This window comes from Pedobacter nutrimenti, assembly GCF_032678445.1.
Taxonomy (GTDB): Bacteria; Bacteroidota; Bacteroidia; order Sphingobacteriales; family Sphingobacteriaceae; genus Pedobacter; species Pedobacter nutrimenti_A.
On the sequence record NZ_JAVTSQ010000005.1, the window covers coordinates 48,905 to 65,029 of the forward strand.

General features: G+C 41.9%; 10 protein-coding genes. 7 read left to right on the forward strand and 3 right to left on the reverse strand.

What is annotated here, in order from left to right:
* Positions 1–125 precede the first annotated feature (125 nt).
* The 4 genes from R2S08_RS09815 to R2S08_RS09830 all read left to right on the forward strand — a co-directional run bounded on the left by R2S08_RS09815 (position 126) and on the right by R2S08_RS09830 (position 7,553).
* Positions 126–1,304 carry a FecR family protein gene (locus tag R2S08_RS09815; RefSeq protein WP_316835009.1) on the forward strand — a complete coding sequence of 393 codons (1,179 nt, stop codon included), beginning with the start codon at positions 126–128 and terminating at the stop codon, positions 1,302–1,304.
* A 189-nt stretch (positions 1,305–1,493) separates the two neighbouring features.
* On the forward strand, positions 1,494–4,832 hold the full coding sequence (locus tag R2S08_RS09820; protein ID WP_316835010.1) for a SusC/RagA family TonB-linked outer membrane protein: 3,339 nt from the start codon (positions 1,494–1,496) through the stop codon (positions 4,830–4,832).
* A 2-nt stretch (positions 4,833–4,834) separates the two neighbouring features.
* Entirely contained in the window at positions 4,835–6,223 is a 1,389-nt protein-coding gene (locus tag R2S08_RS09825; RefSeq protein WP_316835011.1) for a RagB/SusD family nutrient uptake outer membrane protein, read from the forward strand.
* Positions 6,213–7,553, forward strand: a complete 1,341-nt coding sequence (locus R2S08_RS09830; RefSeq protein WP_316835012.1) for a redoxin domain-containing protein — start codon at positions 6,213–6,215, stop codon at positions 7,551–7,553. The genes R2S08_RS09825 and R2S08_RS09830 overlap by 11 nt, the downstream gene beginning before the upstream one ends.
* A gap of 60 nt (positions 7,554–7,613) precedes the next feature.
* Here the strand turns inward: R2S08_RS09830 and R2S08_RS09835 are convergent, their stop codons facing one another.
* Positions 7,614–7,952 (reverse strand): hypothetical protein, encoded by a 339-nt coding sequence (locus tag R2S08_RS09835; protein ID WP_316835013.1) that lies wholly within the window; start codon positions 7,950–7,952, stop codon positions 7,614–7,616.
* Between the two features lie 769 nt (positions 7,953–8,721).
* Here R2S08_RS09835 and R2S08_RS09840 point away from each other — a divergent pair.
* The gene (locus tag R2S08_RS09840) at positions 8,722–9,771 is read left to right on the forward strand and encodes a histidine kinase (RefSeq protein ID WP_316835014.1); all 1,050 of its coding nucleotides are present in this window, start codon (positions 8,722–8,724) and stop codon (positions 9,769–9,771) included.
* Positions 9,768–10,472, forward strand: a complete 705-nt coding sequence (locus R2S08_RS09845) for a LytTR family DNA-binding domain-containing protein (RefSeq protein WP_316835015.1) — start codon at positions 9,768–9,770, stop codon at positions 10,470–10,472. The genes R2S08_RS09840 and R2S08_RS09845 overlap by 4 nt, the downstream gene beginning before the upstream one ends.
* Before the next feature lie 9 nt (positions 10,473–10,481).
* On the opposite strand, the gene R2S08_RS09850 is transcribed toward R2S08_RS09845, so the two are convergent.
* Positions 10,482–13,298 (reverse strand): lantibiotic dehydratase, encoded by a 2,817-nt coding sequence (locus R2S08_RS09850; RefSeq protein ID WP_316835016.1) that lies wholly within the window; start codon positions 13,296–13,298, stop codon positions 10,482–10,484.
* 431 nt (positions 13,299–13,729) lie between these two features.
* Between R2S08_RS09850 and R2S08_RS09855 the strand changes: the two genes are divergently transcribed.
* Positions 13,730–14,557, forward strand: coding sequence for an RteC domain-containing protein (locus R2S08_RS09855; protein ID WP_316835017.1), 828 nt, complete (start codon positions 13,730–13,732; stop codon positions 14,555–14,557).
* A gap of 26 nt (positions 14,558–14,583) precedes the next feature.
* Here the strand turns inward: R2S08_RS09855 and R2S08_RS09860 are convergent, their stop codons facing one another.
* On the reverse strand, positions 14,584–16,125 hold the full coding sequence (locus R2S08_RS09860; RefSeq protein WP_316835018.1) for a hypothetical protein: 1,542 nt from the start codon (positions 16,123–16,125) through the stop codon (positions 14,584–14,586).

The window sequence follows — 16,125 nt, forward strand, 5'->3', positions numbered from 1 at the left end:
CACCGCCATTAAACGATGTAAAAAACCGCCATCAAAAGGAATAAATCACAGATCAGGTAATAAAAAATCAAACCCACTAAGGGTGTCTTTATTATTTTCCGACTATATAAGAAAAGTCAGCAATAATGAATGAGCAACCCAACTCCGAGTACCTTCAACTATTAGCACATAAAATAAAAGAAGGTACCTTGACCCAGGATGAACTTTCTTATTTTAAGAAATGGTACAATAGTCAGCAGGATACCCAAGCAGTATTCCCGGAGGATTATGCCTCTAGTCCTATTGTGGTCCGGGAGCGGATGCTGACGGAGATACAGGCAAGAATTCAACAATCAAAAGCTAAAGAGAAGTCTGCATTTAATCGTATCCCCCTTTGGATTAAAATACTATCTGCAGCTATCTTATTTCTGATTTCCTTCCTTTTTGTCTATAAGTTCAGACAGGGAGATAAAGGCGCTATACAAAATCAAAGCACTCAGCAGATCATCAATGTTGCTCCGGGCGGAAATGCAGCAGTATTGACGTTGGCCAATGGCAATACCATTAATCTTAATGAACTGGCAAATGGAAATGTCGCGACACAGACAGGAGCCAGTATAAGCAAGATGGACGGAGGCCAGCTTATTTATACCCCAACACAAAACGCAGGTATTAACGGAGAAATGAACATGATCCAAACCCCTTCAGGGGGACAATACAGGCTGCGTTTGCCTGATAATACCGAAGTATGGCTGAACGCCGCTTCTTCACTTAAATATCCTGTTTCATTTAATGGGCGTGGTGAAAGGAGGGTCGAGGTAAGCGGCGAAGCCTACTTCCAGGTGGCTAAGGACAAAGCGCATCCTTTTGTCGTAAAAACATCAGGCCAGGAAGTAACCGTTTTAGGAACACATTTCAATGTCAACAGTTATCCAGATGAAGGAGGCACAAAAACAACGCTTGAGGAAGGTTCTGTAAGAGTCCATCACGGAGCGCAGACGGTAGTCTTACGACCGGGCCAAGAAGCAAGAAATACAACAGATGGCAAAACCATCACAACGCAAGCGGATCTGGAAACAGTATTAGGCTGGAAAAACGGATTGCTGGTGTTTAACGACGCAGATATAGAAAGTGTGATGCGCCAGGTTTCCAGATGGTACAATATTGACATCGAGTTTAAAGGAGAAATTACTAAGGAAGTCTTTTCCGGAGGTATTTCCCGTGATTCTGACCTCGGTACCGTATTGAAAATATTTGAATCCAGCCATATCCGGTTTAACCTGGTGCAAGGCAGGGATAGAAAAAAGCTGATCATAAACCCTTAACGATAATGTACAATTAACCCAATGTTTCACCAAAACCAAACCGTATGAAGTAACAGTAAAATTTAGATTTAGGTAGTAACTCCCCAGATAAAAAAGCCGGAAGTGTGGTCAAGACACCTCCGGCAAAGTCTGGGGTTTACATAAACCGTTGAGCAGTTTTATCAATTAAACCCAAACCAAAGTAAAAGTATGAAATTTTTCACATGCTATGGAAATTCCTGTAGCAAAGAAAAGCTGTGGATTCAAGTCTGGTTCAGTCGTCTTGATCCCGCAATAAAAAGGATAATCATTATGCGCATGAACCTGGTCGCATTTCTTGTCACCTTCACCATAATGAATGTTTGCGCCTCGGCGCACGCACAAAGTATTACTTTATCCGAAAAGCAAAGCAGCCTCAAAGAGGTATTAAATAAAATAAAGAAACAAAGCGGATTTCAGTTCTGGTATAACAAAACGGATATACAAAAGGCCAAACCGGTGACTGTGAATCTTAAAAATGTGAGTTTAAAGGAAGCCTTGGATCAGTGTTTTGAAGGCCAGGACTTGACCTATGAGATCATAGGCAAGACCATTGCTGTTAAGGCAAAAGTTGAACCGGCCAAAGAAAAGCGCGGTGGCGTTCTTAAAAAGAATATTACAGGTAAGGTAACCGATGAGGATGGAGTAGGACTTGCTGGGGTAACCGTAAAGGTCAAGGGGACTAATACGCAAACGCAGACCAGTGTCAAAGGCGACTATTCTATTGAGGTCGGGGACGGCCGTCCCGTATTGCTATTTTCCTCTGTTGGTTACCAAACCCAGGAAAGAGCGGTACTACAAGATGGAACTATAAACATTATCCTTAGTGCCAATAGTTCCGTCCTGGACGAATTGAAAGTCATAGGTTATGGTACTACTACGCAACGGCTTACTACAGGTTCGGTAAGCAAGGTATCTGCGAGCGAAATAGAACGGCAGCCCGTTTCTAATCCTATTATTGCCCTTCAAGGCAGGGTTCCAGGTCTTTTCATCACGCAGACCAACGGTCTTCCCGGAGGTGGTATAAACATCCTGATCCGGGGAAAGAACAGTATCTCCCAGGGTACTTTACCCTTGTATATTGTCGATGGGGTACCTTTTGATAGCCGTAATCCGACCCAACTGGTTGCCACTGGCTCGATGAATGTCAATAACCCCTTCAACTCCATCAACCCAGGTGATATCGAAAGCATAGAGGTACTTAAAGATGCGGATGCTACGTCGATATATGGTTCCAGGGGAGCTAACGGTGTCATTCTTATAACCACTAAAAAACCGAGGATAGGAAATCTTAATGTAAGCATGGATACCTATACCGGTTGGGGAAGGGTCGCACGTTCCTTGCATTTAATGGATGGACAGCAGTTCCGGGACCTGCGCAGGGAGGCCTTGCGAAACGATGGCCTGCCCGTTGATATCAATACCGCCCCGGACTTGGTGGTACTGGATAGTAATATTGTAAACGACTGGCAAAAAATGCTTATAGGAGGTACCGCAGCGACCACCAACATTCAATTGCGTATGTCCGGGGGCAGTGCTAATACACAGTTTACGGCAGGAGCGAACTACAATTACCAGGGAACTGTTTTTCCCGGCGATTATTCCAATACCCGTAAAGGGTTGAACCTGGCGATCAACCACAGCTCCATGGACAAGAAATTCACCGCTGCCTTTACCTCTTCTTATGCATATACCAGCAGCAAGCTGCTGACTAACGATATGACACAATATCTAGCCTATCCACCTTATGGTTTTACACCCGTGGACGCCAACGGCAAACTGGTTTATAACGAGGTCAGCAATTACTTTGGCAATCCCTACATGTGGCTCTTTAGTAAATACAATGGTTATACCGACCTGCTGAATACCAGTGCAGCATTGAGCTATAACATACTAGGTGACATAAAGATCAAGTTCAATGGAGGATATAATTTAATAGGTTATAATGAAGACAGCAGCTTTCCGATCAGTGCGCAGGACCCGGCACAAAACCCTTTAGGGAGTGCTGGTTTCGGGCACAATACGGTACGCAGTTGGAGCGCAGAACCCCAGTTAGAGTATAACCGCACATTTATAGATAAGCTGAAGGTCAATGTACTGGGAGGGGCCAGTTGGCAATCGATGGAAGGCAAAAAGAATCTGTTGTCCGGCTCAGGCTATACCAGCGATGCGCTGCTCTCTTCCATATCCGGCGCTTCTTCGATTACGGCAACGACCGGCTATGACCTTTACCATTACAATGCCATTTTTGGGCGGGCCTCACTGAACTGGGATAATCAATACCTGCTTAATATTACGGCCAGGAGAGATGCATCATCTCGCTTCGGCCCAGGCAAACAGTTTGCAAATTTCGGGTCCATTGGTGCGGGCTGGATCTTCTCGGAAAATAAAGCCTTCAAATCCCTTTTGCCGGTAGTCACTTACGGGAAGCTGAGGTTTAGTTATGGTACCTCCGGAAATGATCAGATCGGTAACTATGCCTATTTGGACAGTTACACACCGGCCACCAATCTGTACCAGGGATCACTTAGCTTGCAACCTACCCGGCTGTACAACAAAAACTACAGTTGGGAGCAGTTTAAAAAGATCGATGCTGCGCTGGAACTGGGATTTGTTAATGACCGGTTCTTTTTGACCGTCGATTATTTCCGCAATCGCAGCGACAATCAATTGGTGCCTTATTCGCTACCGACACAAACAGGATTTAGCACTGTGCTCCTGAATTTTCCCGGGAAAGTCCAAAATTCGGGATGGGAAATTGAAGCAAGGGCGGATATCCTTAAATCGGAGCAATTCAGGTGGTCAGCATCTGCCAATATAACCATAGCAAGAAATAAGCTTTTGTCTTACCCCAATCTTGAAAACTCCAGTTCAGCTAGCTTGTTGGTTATTGGCCAATCCCTTAGCGTTATCCGTGGCTATGAGTATCTTGGTGTCGATCCGCAGACAGGTATTTATACCTTTAAAGACCAGAATGGCGATGGCAAGCTGACCACTGCCGATTATATAACCCTTGGCAATACGGACCCCAAATTTTACGGAGGGCTGCAAAATACCTTGCGTCTTGGCCGCTTGTCACTGGACTTTCTTTTCCAGTTTGTTAAGCAGACTAGCCGCGATCCGGTCCTATCGCAGTCGAATCCGATCGGTGCAGGGAACAATTTACCTACTTACGTAAGTAATCATTGGAAAACGCCAGGAGATCAGGCTACCTATGGTAAATCGGGTCAGACCTTTGGTACAGCGGTTTACACCTCTGCTACCAATGTATTCAATTCTGGCGGGGCTTTTACAGACGCTTCTTATATCCGGTTGAAAAATGCTTCCCTGAATTTCAATTTTCCTGGAAAATGGCTTAGTAGCGTTCGCCTGAAATCGCTGAGCGTGTACCTCGAAGGACAGAACCTGCTTACCATTACCAAGTATCCCGGCGCTGATCCAGAGATGCAATCCATTTATATCCTGCCGCCGTTGCGTGTTATTGCAACCGGTATAAAAGCAACCTTTTAATCATGGAAACAAAACTAACCTTCTATAGCAAAAGCGTTATCCTGCTCTCTTTGCTGCTACTGGCGGCCTGTAAAAAGTTCGCGGAAATCCCTCCACCAGCCAACCAAATTGTGAGTAGTACGGCCTTTGCCGATGATAAAAGCGCGGTGGCTACCTTAAACGGCATCTATAGTAAAATGTCGGGTACTTCACTTTCCATCTGCTCTTCTGCGGCTTGCCTATACCCGGCCATGTCCGCCGATGAATTAGCCTACTATACCGCTTCCTCCAGGGACAACTTTATAAAAAACACCCTTGATCCCATAGCCAATAATGTCGAACTGGCCACTTATTTATGGACACCGGCTTATAATTTTATTTACGGGGCAAACAGTTGCCTGGAAGGTGTGGCGCAATCGGAAAGTTTATCCTCTGATACTAAAAATATGGTAATGGGTGAAGCCTACCTGATGCGGGCTTTTATGTATTTTAACCTGGTCAATCTTTTCGGGGATGTGCCTATGGTTACCACAACTGACTATGAGATAAACAAAAGCCTGGCCCGGACACCACAAGAACAGATCTACCAATTGATCATGAGCGATCTTCAAAAAGCCATCTCCTTGCTGCAAACAGCTTACCCTTCACCGGGACGGGCGAGGCCCAATAAAGTCACGGCACAGGCTTTACTGGCTAAAGTCTATTTATATCAAAACAAATGGCCAGAGGCTGCAGCTCTCTGCGACGCCGTGATCGGGGATAGCCGTTATGCATTGGAACAGGACCTGAGCAAAGTATTTCTTTCCAGCAGTCAGGAAGCCATCTGGCAGCTTGCCCCCGTTATTGCCAATATCAATACATATATCGGTAACCTTATCCTTCCTTCTTCTTCCTCTGCTGCGCCTACCTATTTGCTGACCGGTAGCTTGCTCAATGATTTTGAGGCGGGGGATAAGAGAAAAACTACCTGGGTGCAATCCAGGGTGTACCGGAATGAAACGCTTTATTACCCTTTTAAATATAGGATAAGGACGGGAACCTCTGTTACGGAATATATGATGGTGTTGAGGCTTGGAGAAATCTATCTTATCCGGGCAGAAGCCAGGGCGAAGCTCGGCAACCTGGAAGGCGCACGCAGTGACCTGAATGTAATCCGGCGGCGTGCCGGCTTAGGTGATCTTTCTGAGAACTTGGACCAGACAGGGGTGACAAAAGCATTATGGCATGAACGCAGGATCGAATTGTTTTCTGAGTGGGGTAACCGCTGGTTTGATCTGAAAAGAATTGGCCTTGCCAATGCCGTGATTGGCGGCTTAAAACCCGACACCTGGAAAACAACGGCCCAGTTTTACCCTATACCCAATTCACAGATGATCACTAACCCTCAATTGCAACAGAACAATGGCTATTAAATTATCTGGACCTTATCGTTTCCGCTCTTTTCTTTGGGTACTGTTTCTTGTGGCATCGCAGTACGGGTTTGCCCAGCAACAGGTACAGGCACTGGATACGGGCCAATACGTGCCTAATGTTGTTATTACTAATTTCTTTGAGCAACCAGGCAAGCAACTGGCTTTAGGCGATCTGAAAGGCAAATTGGTGATCCTCGATTTTTGGAATATACATTGCAGCGCCTGTTTGGACGGAATGCCGGAAATGGATTCTTTGCAAAAATTATTTGGCGATAAAATTAAGATATTACTCGTTACAAAGGATAAATCATCGGACGTTAAAAAGTTGTTTGACAGGATCGGGATGCACCAGAAAATAAAAAGTCTCGAGGTCGTTACCAATGATACCATATTAAGCATATTATTTCCACATCAAGCAGACCCTCATCATGTCTGGATTGATCAACATGGGACTTACCGTTATGGCACATTTATCTATAACACTACCAAAGAAAATATAGATAAGATGTTCCGCGCCCAACAACTTAAGGTGACGCAAAGGGAAAACCTTAAGTCAATCGAAACAGAAAAACCGATGTTAAATCAACTCAATAAAAAGATGAATAAGCATCTTGACCAATACAGTATTTTTCTAAAAGAATTAAGCGGTGTTATTGCCTTGGGAGCGTCGTGGTTTTCAATTGATAGTACAAGTAAGGTCCGTAATGGATTTACGAGTTACAATATTATGCCCAATCAATTAATTGATGCCGCTTTTAATCATGATATATATGGTTATGATCCGGGCATATATAACTTAATTAAGAATAAGCGGATAATCTTAGCAGTAAAAGATAGTTCAGACTTTATAACGCCGACAAAATTTTCAAAGATAGATGCATGGTATAAGAAAAACTTTATAACATATGAGGTGAGAGTAGCAAACCCAAATAATCTATACCGGCAAATGCAAGCCGATCTGAATAATTACTTGTCATATCGTTTCAGCATGGAAAAAAGGAAAATGTCCTGTTATGTCATCAGCATTCATGGTAATACAGATTCGATGAAAACTCTTTTGGGAAGCAAGTCAATGTATAAAGTTATCAACGGGCAGATGATACTACGAAATCAGCCTTTAGGTACCATGCTTAGAATTTTTGAAGAGTCCCAGAAGGCAGGTAATCCCTTTTTTGTTGATCAAACCGGATATAAAGGAAACATCAATGTAACCTTTTCTTTTAATGCCATTAATAATCCCGTTGCATTGAACAAAGAGCTAAAAAAATACGGAATGAAGATAGAAAAGAAAAATGTTGCAATACCAATGCTGGTCGTGTACGATAAGTAAAGGAAAAGCAGTAGCCTTTTGGGCTACTGCTTTTTGAATTTAAAGCTTGTCTATTGTGCATTATTGAGTGGTGCTCGACCTTTTCCGCTCTTGCTGAATAGGCTGGCTCAGGTCAGGCATGGAGTCATCATTGGGGTCTACCTGGATCAGAATATCGCAGCGATAGGTATTAGGTGTGGTAGGGCATACTGGGGTGCTTTCCTCCGCATACAACGATGCATTTTGAAGATCGCCGGGAATAGATGCGTTGCCTGTAAAATGGAACCATTTGGTAACGACCTCTTTGGTTTCAGATTTTGTAGCTGTAGAAGGAGTTGACTCTTTGGTTTCTTTGGGATTATTGGCAAAAGAAATGGCTGCAGCCAGCATGAGGGCGGAAGAAAAAATAATCTTTTTCATAATTAATTTTGTTTTGAAAATATAGCAGGTGTTTGGAAATAAGGTGAATCCATAGCGTACCCTCCCGGTACCGGTATTTTCAGACAAGATGCAAGCTAAATCCACGTTGCGCCGTCCCAGCGCTGGTATGAACAGTGTAGATCATTTATTCATTCAACCAAACTTTAAAGGTTATATAAGGGCTATTTATAGTGCTATTGCAAATATTATGTTAGCAAAAAAGAAATATCCGTGGACAGTTTATGTATATTTAAGTGACTCAGGCGTATACTACAAACGTAGTGCGCAATCGAACTCCTACACTAAAGAATTGCTATCACTTGGCAGCCGTAGTCCTCCCCTTCGTTGCCTGCAGGATCAAGGCTACCAGGTCAAGGTTGAATTTTATTATTTTGAGAACAATCAATTAGGAAGCGCGGACACATCTTGATAACTTGATGAAGATTGAAATCAAGTTCTTCTTAGAACCGGTGCGGATATCCCGCACCGAGTCTGATTAGCAGCAAGTACTGGCTTTGGATGCCCACGTTGCAACTGTTTCGGTTGATGGTCTTCCATTATTTTCAGCGCTTTTTTTGAAAACATACAAGCTTCGGGAAACTGTTACCCTGTTCGTTTTTTTTTGCTTTACCATGTAGTTTTTTATCTAAAACCTTCTGCTGAATTGCTTCGGTGACATAAAGGTACCACCGACATACACCCATAAACAAATTTAGTTCGTGTACTACCACTTTTTTGGCGTAAGCTCTAATTATACAGTCGTAAACTTATGAATGATATAAACCCACTACAACCTAAAGAATATAAATGGCATATCATCGGCCTGCATTTCCTGGCAATAACCTGGATAATTGGCATCCAGGCGCTAATGATTTTAAGTATTCAGTCGACGGTTTCATGGAAAGGCTGCCTGATCTTTACTGTACAGGCAGTCATTTATTTGGCCTCTTATTATTGGGTTTTCCCTAAGTTATTTGGCAGAAAGACAATTGGGGTGTTTTTTCTAAGGCTTTCTATTATCGTATCAATATACCTTCTGGTAAGAGGGTTTGTAATTTATCGAGGGAAGAATATAATCGAGTTCTTTTATTTCATTCTGTCGCTCAATCAGTTTATTTTTTCGTTCTTACATTTAACCCTTATCATCGGCCTGAATTTTTTTATTGGTTTTTACAGGCGCAGTGTACAGCTAAACCAGAAATACATCAAAGCACTTCGAGGTATTCTTGAAGCAGAAATGGAGAAAGCCAGGATAGAAAGCATGGTCACGCAAATGAGGCTGAGTCCGCACCTGATGTTCAATACTCTTAATTTTATCAAGCAGAAAGCCGATGAAATCATTCCTGAGATAGGTAAGGCTGTAGATTTGTTTTCCGGAATTGTTCACCATTCGATGATTGATATCCTGAATGAGAAAACTGTACTGCTCTCTAAAGAAATTGCCAAAGTAAAAGACCAGATCGAACTTCATAAACAGCTTGCCGATGGTCTTGTCCACATTGACTTTGAAGAAGAGTACATAGAGCCAATGGAAGATGCGATGATACCTCCGTCAACTTTGCTCACGTTTATAGAAAATGTATTCCGATATGGCCTTGTCAAAGATCCAGACTATCCACCATCCATCAGGGTTGCGATTATAGGGAGGCAGTTTACATTCACTACTTGGAACTACAAAAGAAACGATCCTCATCATGGTAGCGGGATGGGTATAAAAAGCGTTGCCACAACGTTGGGCTATTATTATCCCGGATTGCATACCCTTAGCATCGAAAATCTGGAAGAAACATTCCGCTTAACACTAACCATCCAATTATGATAAGAGTTTTAGTAGTAGATGACGAGAAGCATGGGATAGATGCTGTTGTAAAAATGGTGAAAAGAATACCTGACCTTAAACTGGTCGGTAAGGAAACTGATCCGATTGCAGCACTCAATAAAATTGTATCGGGAGCTTTACAAGTGGATATCGTCTTCCTTGATATCGGCATGGAAGAAATGTCAGGTGAAGAGTTTTGTAAACGCCAGGGAAACCGGGCAGTCGTAATTTTTGTAACGGGTCATACGGATTATGCATTGACCGCTTTCAGATTAGGGGCAGTTGACTATCTAACCAAGCCCATACAGGTTGGCGACTTTATTGATGCTGTAAATAAAGCAAAAGAAAAGCTTATCGCCCGCGAAAAAATGTCTGTATTTGGTCATCAGCAAAGATGTACTTTCATAAAGCTTAGCCCGAAAAATATCTTAGGTGTTGAGTTAAATGAACTTATCTATGTTAAGTCAGATGATAAATATATTTATTTGCAAATAGGTAAAGCCAAACCACTAATGATAAAAAAAGCCATTAGTTATATGGAGGCAATTCTGCCACCGGATATGTTTCTCAGGATACATCAATCCTGTCTGGTCAATATGACTTATGTTAAAGACATAGTCGCTAACAGACTTATATTGAAAGACGGCCAGGTCCTTGAAATCGGCTCTACTTATATCAATGATGTTTACTCCAGGTTTTGATTGTCAATATCACACTGCGTTAGCAAACTGTTTTGGCGAGTACTTTTTCCGTTTTCTGATACCATTATAAAAGTCATAGATCACCAATTCATGCAATCTTTGATTTGTTACAAACAACCTGTTGATATGCATATGCATTAAGTCGGCAAATAGCTTTGGACGGAAAGGTTCCGGAGATTGTTCCAGAACGCGTATCATCGAATGCTTTAAATTGTGGAATAGTTTTAAAGCGCCTTTAGCGATAGCAGGCATTTTCTGTTTTTCAAATTCCTTAAACATTTTATTGATTCTTTTAAGCCCTTCCTTGTCCAGATGGTATTCGGCTTTTAAACTGTCTGCTATCATCGATAAAATAGATTCAAACTCGTTTCCTTCAAGGACTTTGCTTTCATAAACCTGATCAAGTATATCAATACACAAGCGGTACTTGGCGAAATCGGGAAGCATGGCGCCGAGCATGCTGAACACGAACCTGCTGTCCTGATGAAAATGTGCTTCTACCAGCTCCATCATTATTGCAGAATAGCGATGTACTTCCTTCTTATAGGTGCATAACTTGATGTCAGCTACCGTTCCAATATCAATATCTTCCTTTAATAATTCCGTAAGGCCGCCGATAATGGAATATCCCTGATCGGTGTTTTTTAATTTAAGCCGGAGCCTGATATGGTCGCCGTTCTCATTGTACCGGATAAAGAACCAGGAAAGGATTAACTGTTTTTGCGCCTGCAAAAATGGTTTAATCCTGCGCAGTAACAAATCATCCAAACAAAAAGGATTACCATAAATTTCAAAATAGAGCCATTCCCTCCCCGGGCCAATCCAGTTTTTTTTTGCCAGTGTAGGAGATTGTTTTGAAGGAAATTTCAAGCCATCCCATACCTTCTTTGTGTGGGTAAGGGTCACTACCACTTGTGGCAGGAATTGTTGCCCATTAATATTTGTGAAAACAGGACTGTGTGGCAGGTAAGCTTCTTCAACATAGACTTGATCGTCATGCTCCCAAAAAGACAAGATCATTGCCAGATCATTTTTGTTGTTAATATCCAATAAAAGCGTTTGGTCGCCTAGCCCCATTCTCACGTGTGTGCAAGGCAATTTTAACCGGAGATGCTCAGATAGAATACTGCTCTTTTGCTCCCATGATACGATGTCCTTCAAGAGTGACCGATCCAAAAGCCAGGCAGCCGGTGCGACAATAATGTTCCGAAACTGGATCCTGGGATAATAAGGAAGGCCAGGGATCAGGACGGATGGCCTCAAGGTGAGGTTGGGTTGCAAGCCTTGCGACTGTATATCCATTAGCAAGCGAAAAAGCGGAAGGTCTGCACGTTTATAATTATAAGCTGAGGCAAAACGCGGAACCAATCGCTTATCCAATGATAAGGACCTTAAAATAACTTCGCCTCTGTGAACACTGATCAGGATGTCATTTACACAAAGCGGGGATTCTGATGTATCAAAATTGAGGATGTTTAACTGAAGTCCATAAGTGGCGGGTCGCCTGTTGATATTGTCAACCCCGTCTTCTTTGGTGTATCCGATATCGAATAAAAGAACATCAGGGTTACTTGTTTCTTCTACTGCAGCGATCTCTTTGCAATAGTCATGAATCTCTGGGATTGCCAAAGCAAAACGCCCTGACAAGGCCGTTGCACTGCTACCCCCCAGCGCATCGATGTAAATATGTTCGTCAACTAAAGTACACAGCGCGTAAAGGCTATTGGGTATCTGATGGCCTTCCTCGTCAAAATCGATTAAATCATTCAAGTCTATCACCTGTGCATTTAAACCACTCTTGTATATAGCCTGGTATAGTTTTTTACGTAGTTTGTCAGAACTTGAAAGACCTGTTTGTTTATTTATGTTTTCTAACAGATCAGTCACATTACTCCCGTCTAAATGGGTTTCCAAACCGCCATAACCAACTCCTGCTTCAGGATCGATGGCAATCATTAAGGGTATTTCCGCCTGATCAAATTTTTGGACAAACCGTTCCTTAAATTCTTTGAGATTGTCGCCCTCCGTTACTTCCAGTATTTTCTGCATCTGCAATACCAGTTCAGGCAGATGCTTAAACATCTTTTGATCAAGGTTCCCTGCTATTGCCCTGCGTTCTGTAATGATATATTTTTTATCCTGATCTTCCTGGCTATGACCGATTCTCGAGAAGTAATCCTTACCAATAATGTTAGGATGTAAGGATGTAAAAAGCAATTGAACATCCATGAGGTCTTGTAAATATTCCTCCAAAACCGCTTTATCCGCTGCAAGCTGTTCCTTGATCTGCGTGAAAGTTTTTGGAGTACTACATACTTCTAAGATGGACAAAATGGCCTCATCGTAATCCACTGCTGCAATTTGGTGATGGCTTCCCGACTTTTGAATATAACGGATTTCTTTTCCTATGCGGTAAAAGGTGGTATTTGTAAAAAAGGAACTTCCTGTCGCAATCAATTCTTTGACAGTAGAAGGCATAACAGGTTTGTCCCGCCAATCTGCAAAAGAATGAACTGTATGATGTGCCGCCAATGTTACCTCTCCTTTGTTCCATTTCGTGCTGGTCACGCCTATTGCGGAAAACAAACCATAGGGCGTGCTTCGGAAGGCAGCCCTGTTGTAGTATTTTCTCACTGTGAGTTGGATTTTAAAATTTGCTGAAAGCAATTCTTCATAGCTCATTTCCGCAATAATATTGTAAAACTCAGGAGATGAAACTTTGATGCATTCTTTTAGTTCATCCCAATTGTATTCTATCGGTTCGTTAAATGGAAATCTGGGTACCCGGAAAATTATGGTCGGGTATAATTCTGGTTTTGTCATCATTGATTTACTCCTATGGGCCTAACATCGGCAATAACAGTATACAAAGAAAATAAAGTTCGTAAGCTGCTACTTTTTTGGCGCGAACACTGCTTTTTTAGGCGTAAATATGAAAAGTCATATTGAATGGTATCCAAATTCTGGCACAGATTAAATATTATGTAGCATGAACTTCTAAATTCTGCACACGAATTTTTCTAATTATTTAACGTTTTCATTTAGTAATCCATCGAATCTAAACTTAGGGTTATTCAGACCTTAGATCCTTATGAAATTTATAAGTAAAAAGAATCAATAAAGTAGTTGACCTGACTTAATTTTTAACTGCATTACCAAAGTATCCGAATGGTACTCATTTGCCTGGCTCTGCTCAAAAAATAATTCAACGGGGTTCCAGGACTGTAATTCCAAACCAACCAACAAAACCTCAGCATATGAAGCACTACACAAATAACCTGATGACTGAAATGCACCAGGGAATTCAGATCGTTGAAAAAAACACTTTATGCCCTTTAAAAAGATCGGAGCAATCTTATGGCATAATTGAGGCATCCATCAAAAAGTTGAAAGAATTTATAACACAGTATCAGTTTAAAGACGACAGGGAAGAAATCGAATTTTTTAAGGAGATTCAACCTAAGTTCTTTAGGGAGCTGTTCTATTTTCAAGAGTTAATACATATTGAGGCAAATAGGCCCCATGGCACAAAAAAAAGTTATCGAAATTACTACAATCAACAACTAACAAGGCTCGAAGATGTTTTCAATAAAAATCGCCATTTATATAATTACTACCTCTGTGGTAAAAGTCACCATGACGAATACTATTTCCTTAGGAAAAGTAGGGGCCTGCCTTGGCAGTACGTCTGTTCTCTAAGTATAGACACCGGATTTTCCACAGTCTATAGCCTTAAACTGGCGAAGCTGCAAGCCTATGAGCAATTGGGCGACCATTTGCAGAAAGCATTGTCAAATGAAACGGTTCTTCCACTAGAGTTTAAAAAAATGATTGCTGATTTGGAATGGACGGACAAAAAGGTAGAACTGGCAGAACTGGTGTACTCTTTATTCAAAAAGGGCGCCTTTAATAATGGAAAGGCTACCCTCAAGCAAATATGCAATACCTTCGAGATGATGTGCAACGTAAGAATCGGCAATCTCTACCGGATATTACAGGACATGATTATTCGCAAAGAGCTTAGTCCGTATATGGATGATTTAAAACTCGCCTTCGTCACCTTTATCAAAGATGCTGTAAAATAAACCGCAACTGCCCTTCGGGGCAGTTCTCATTTAGTGCGAATCTTATATTGCTTGTACCATTTCGCAGCCAGTTCCTGAAATGGCCTTTCGCTGATCAGGCTTTCAATCCATATAAAATAGAGCGTATAATGCTCCTGGAAATTATCCAGGCCCTTTAAGCCGTTCAGGTATTGTTGCAGGATCAGTTTGATTTCTTCAAACACTTCCATCCTGATCTCTGATCTATCGAAGTGATGTTCCTTTTGCAATAAGGTAGCGATCTTTAATTCCGGCTCAAAAAGATGCTCATGATCTTTGATTCTTTTATAATAACGGTAAGCCGAAGAAGCCATCGCCGGTATAAGCACATAGGTTTTACTTTGCAGCAAGTTAAAAAGCCGGAAAAAATACAGATCGTCATAGATGTCCCTCCTTACAGATTTGGATTTCCTGCGGAACAACTGGTTCCATAGCTCATCTACCTTTTTAATATTGCCCACGCCTAAGTAGGCATTCATCAGATTTGCGTGGATAACCTGTCGGGATTCAAATGAAAGTTGCGTACCATATTGCGTTAGCTTCATTTCGGCATCCTTAATCGTCTGAAGTAACCTTGATCTGTTACCGGTATAATTGAAAATAATGATCTGATAGGACACCTGGTAATAGAAAAATTTAACCTTAAAAGAATTGGACTGGTTAAGCCCATGTTCTTCAGCATAAGCAGAAGCCATCTCCAATCCTTGAAGTGCATCTTCAAACTTCCCAAGGCATACACAGGAAGTGACATGTTCCAGTATACCATCAATATACTCACTGGGTAAAACCACTTGATTTTCCACAGCCAGGAGTTCTTTACTGTATAGGAACGCATTACTGTGATCAAAAATCATCCAGTAATAAAGGGCATGGATAAAGTGGAAATAATAAAGGGCCTTTTGCGAAAGGCATTCCGATTTCGCCGGCATGCCTTTCGCACGTATCGTTTCTTTGATCAAGTTTTTTTTCATCAGCCCCTTCACATAGCCATATTGCTTTTTAAGCTCTTTGGCCTGAATATAGATACTTTCAAGCTCCTTGATCTGTGTCAGTTTGGACAACACCAAATGCTCCTCCTTTTTCACTTCGGCATTACTTCGCCCGCCAGTGCTGGAAACTAGATTAAGTCTTCGCTCCCATTCCAGGATTTGCAGCACCAGTCCAAATTTCTCTTTTTCATCAGCCAGCTTCAGCGCTTTCCTTAATATGCCCATACTTTGATCCGGCAGGTTCAAATGACACAGGATTTCTATTTCAGAAATAGAATTCTGTATGATGATTTCCGGTGATTTTTTCTGGTGAAAATCCCTCAAACTTTTAAGGATATTAAGGAATAACTGCCGCTTGGCTGTCGTCTGAACGTTTCCCCTAAGCGTTAAATCCATTTCACGATACTGGGTTTGGCCTGACGCCATGTGATCATACAACTGAAGGTATTTGGGATATTCTCCTTCCGCTGAAAACGCCTTAGAAGAGGTCTTAAAATACCTCTTTTCCGCACCCGATAAAGAATCTATCAGCTTCTGAAGATCTTCAATGGTATAATACAT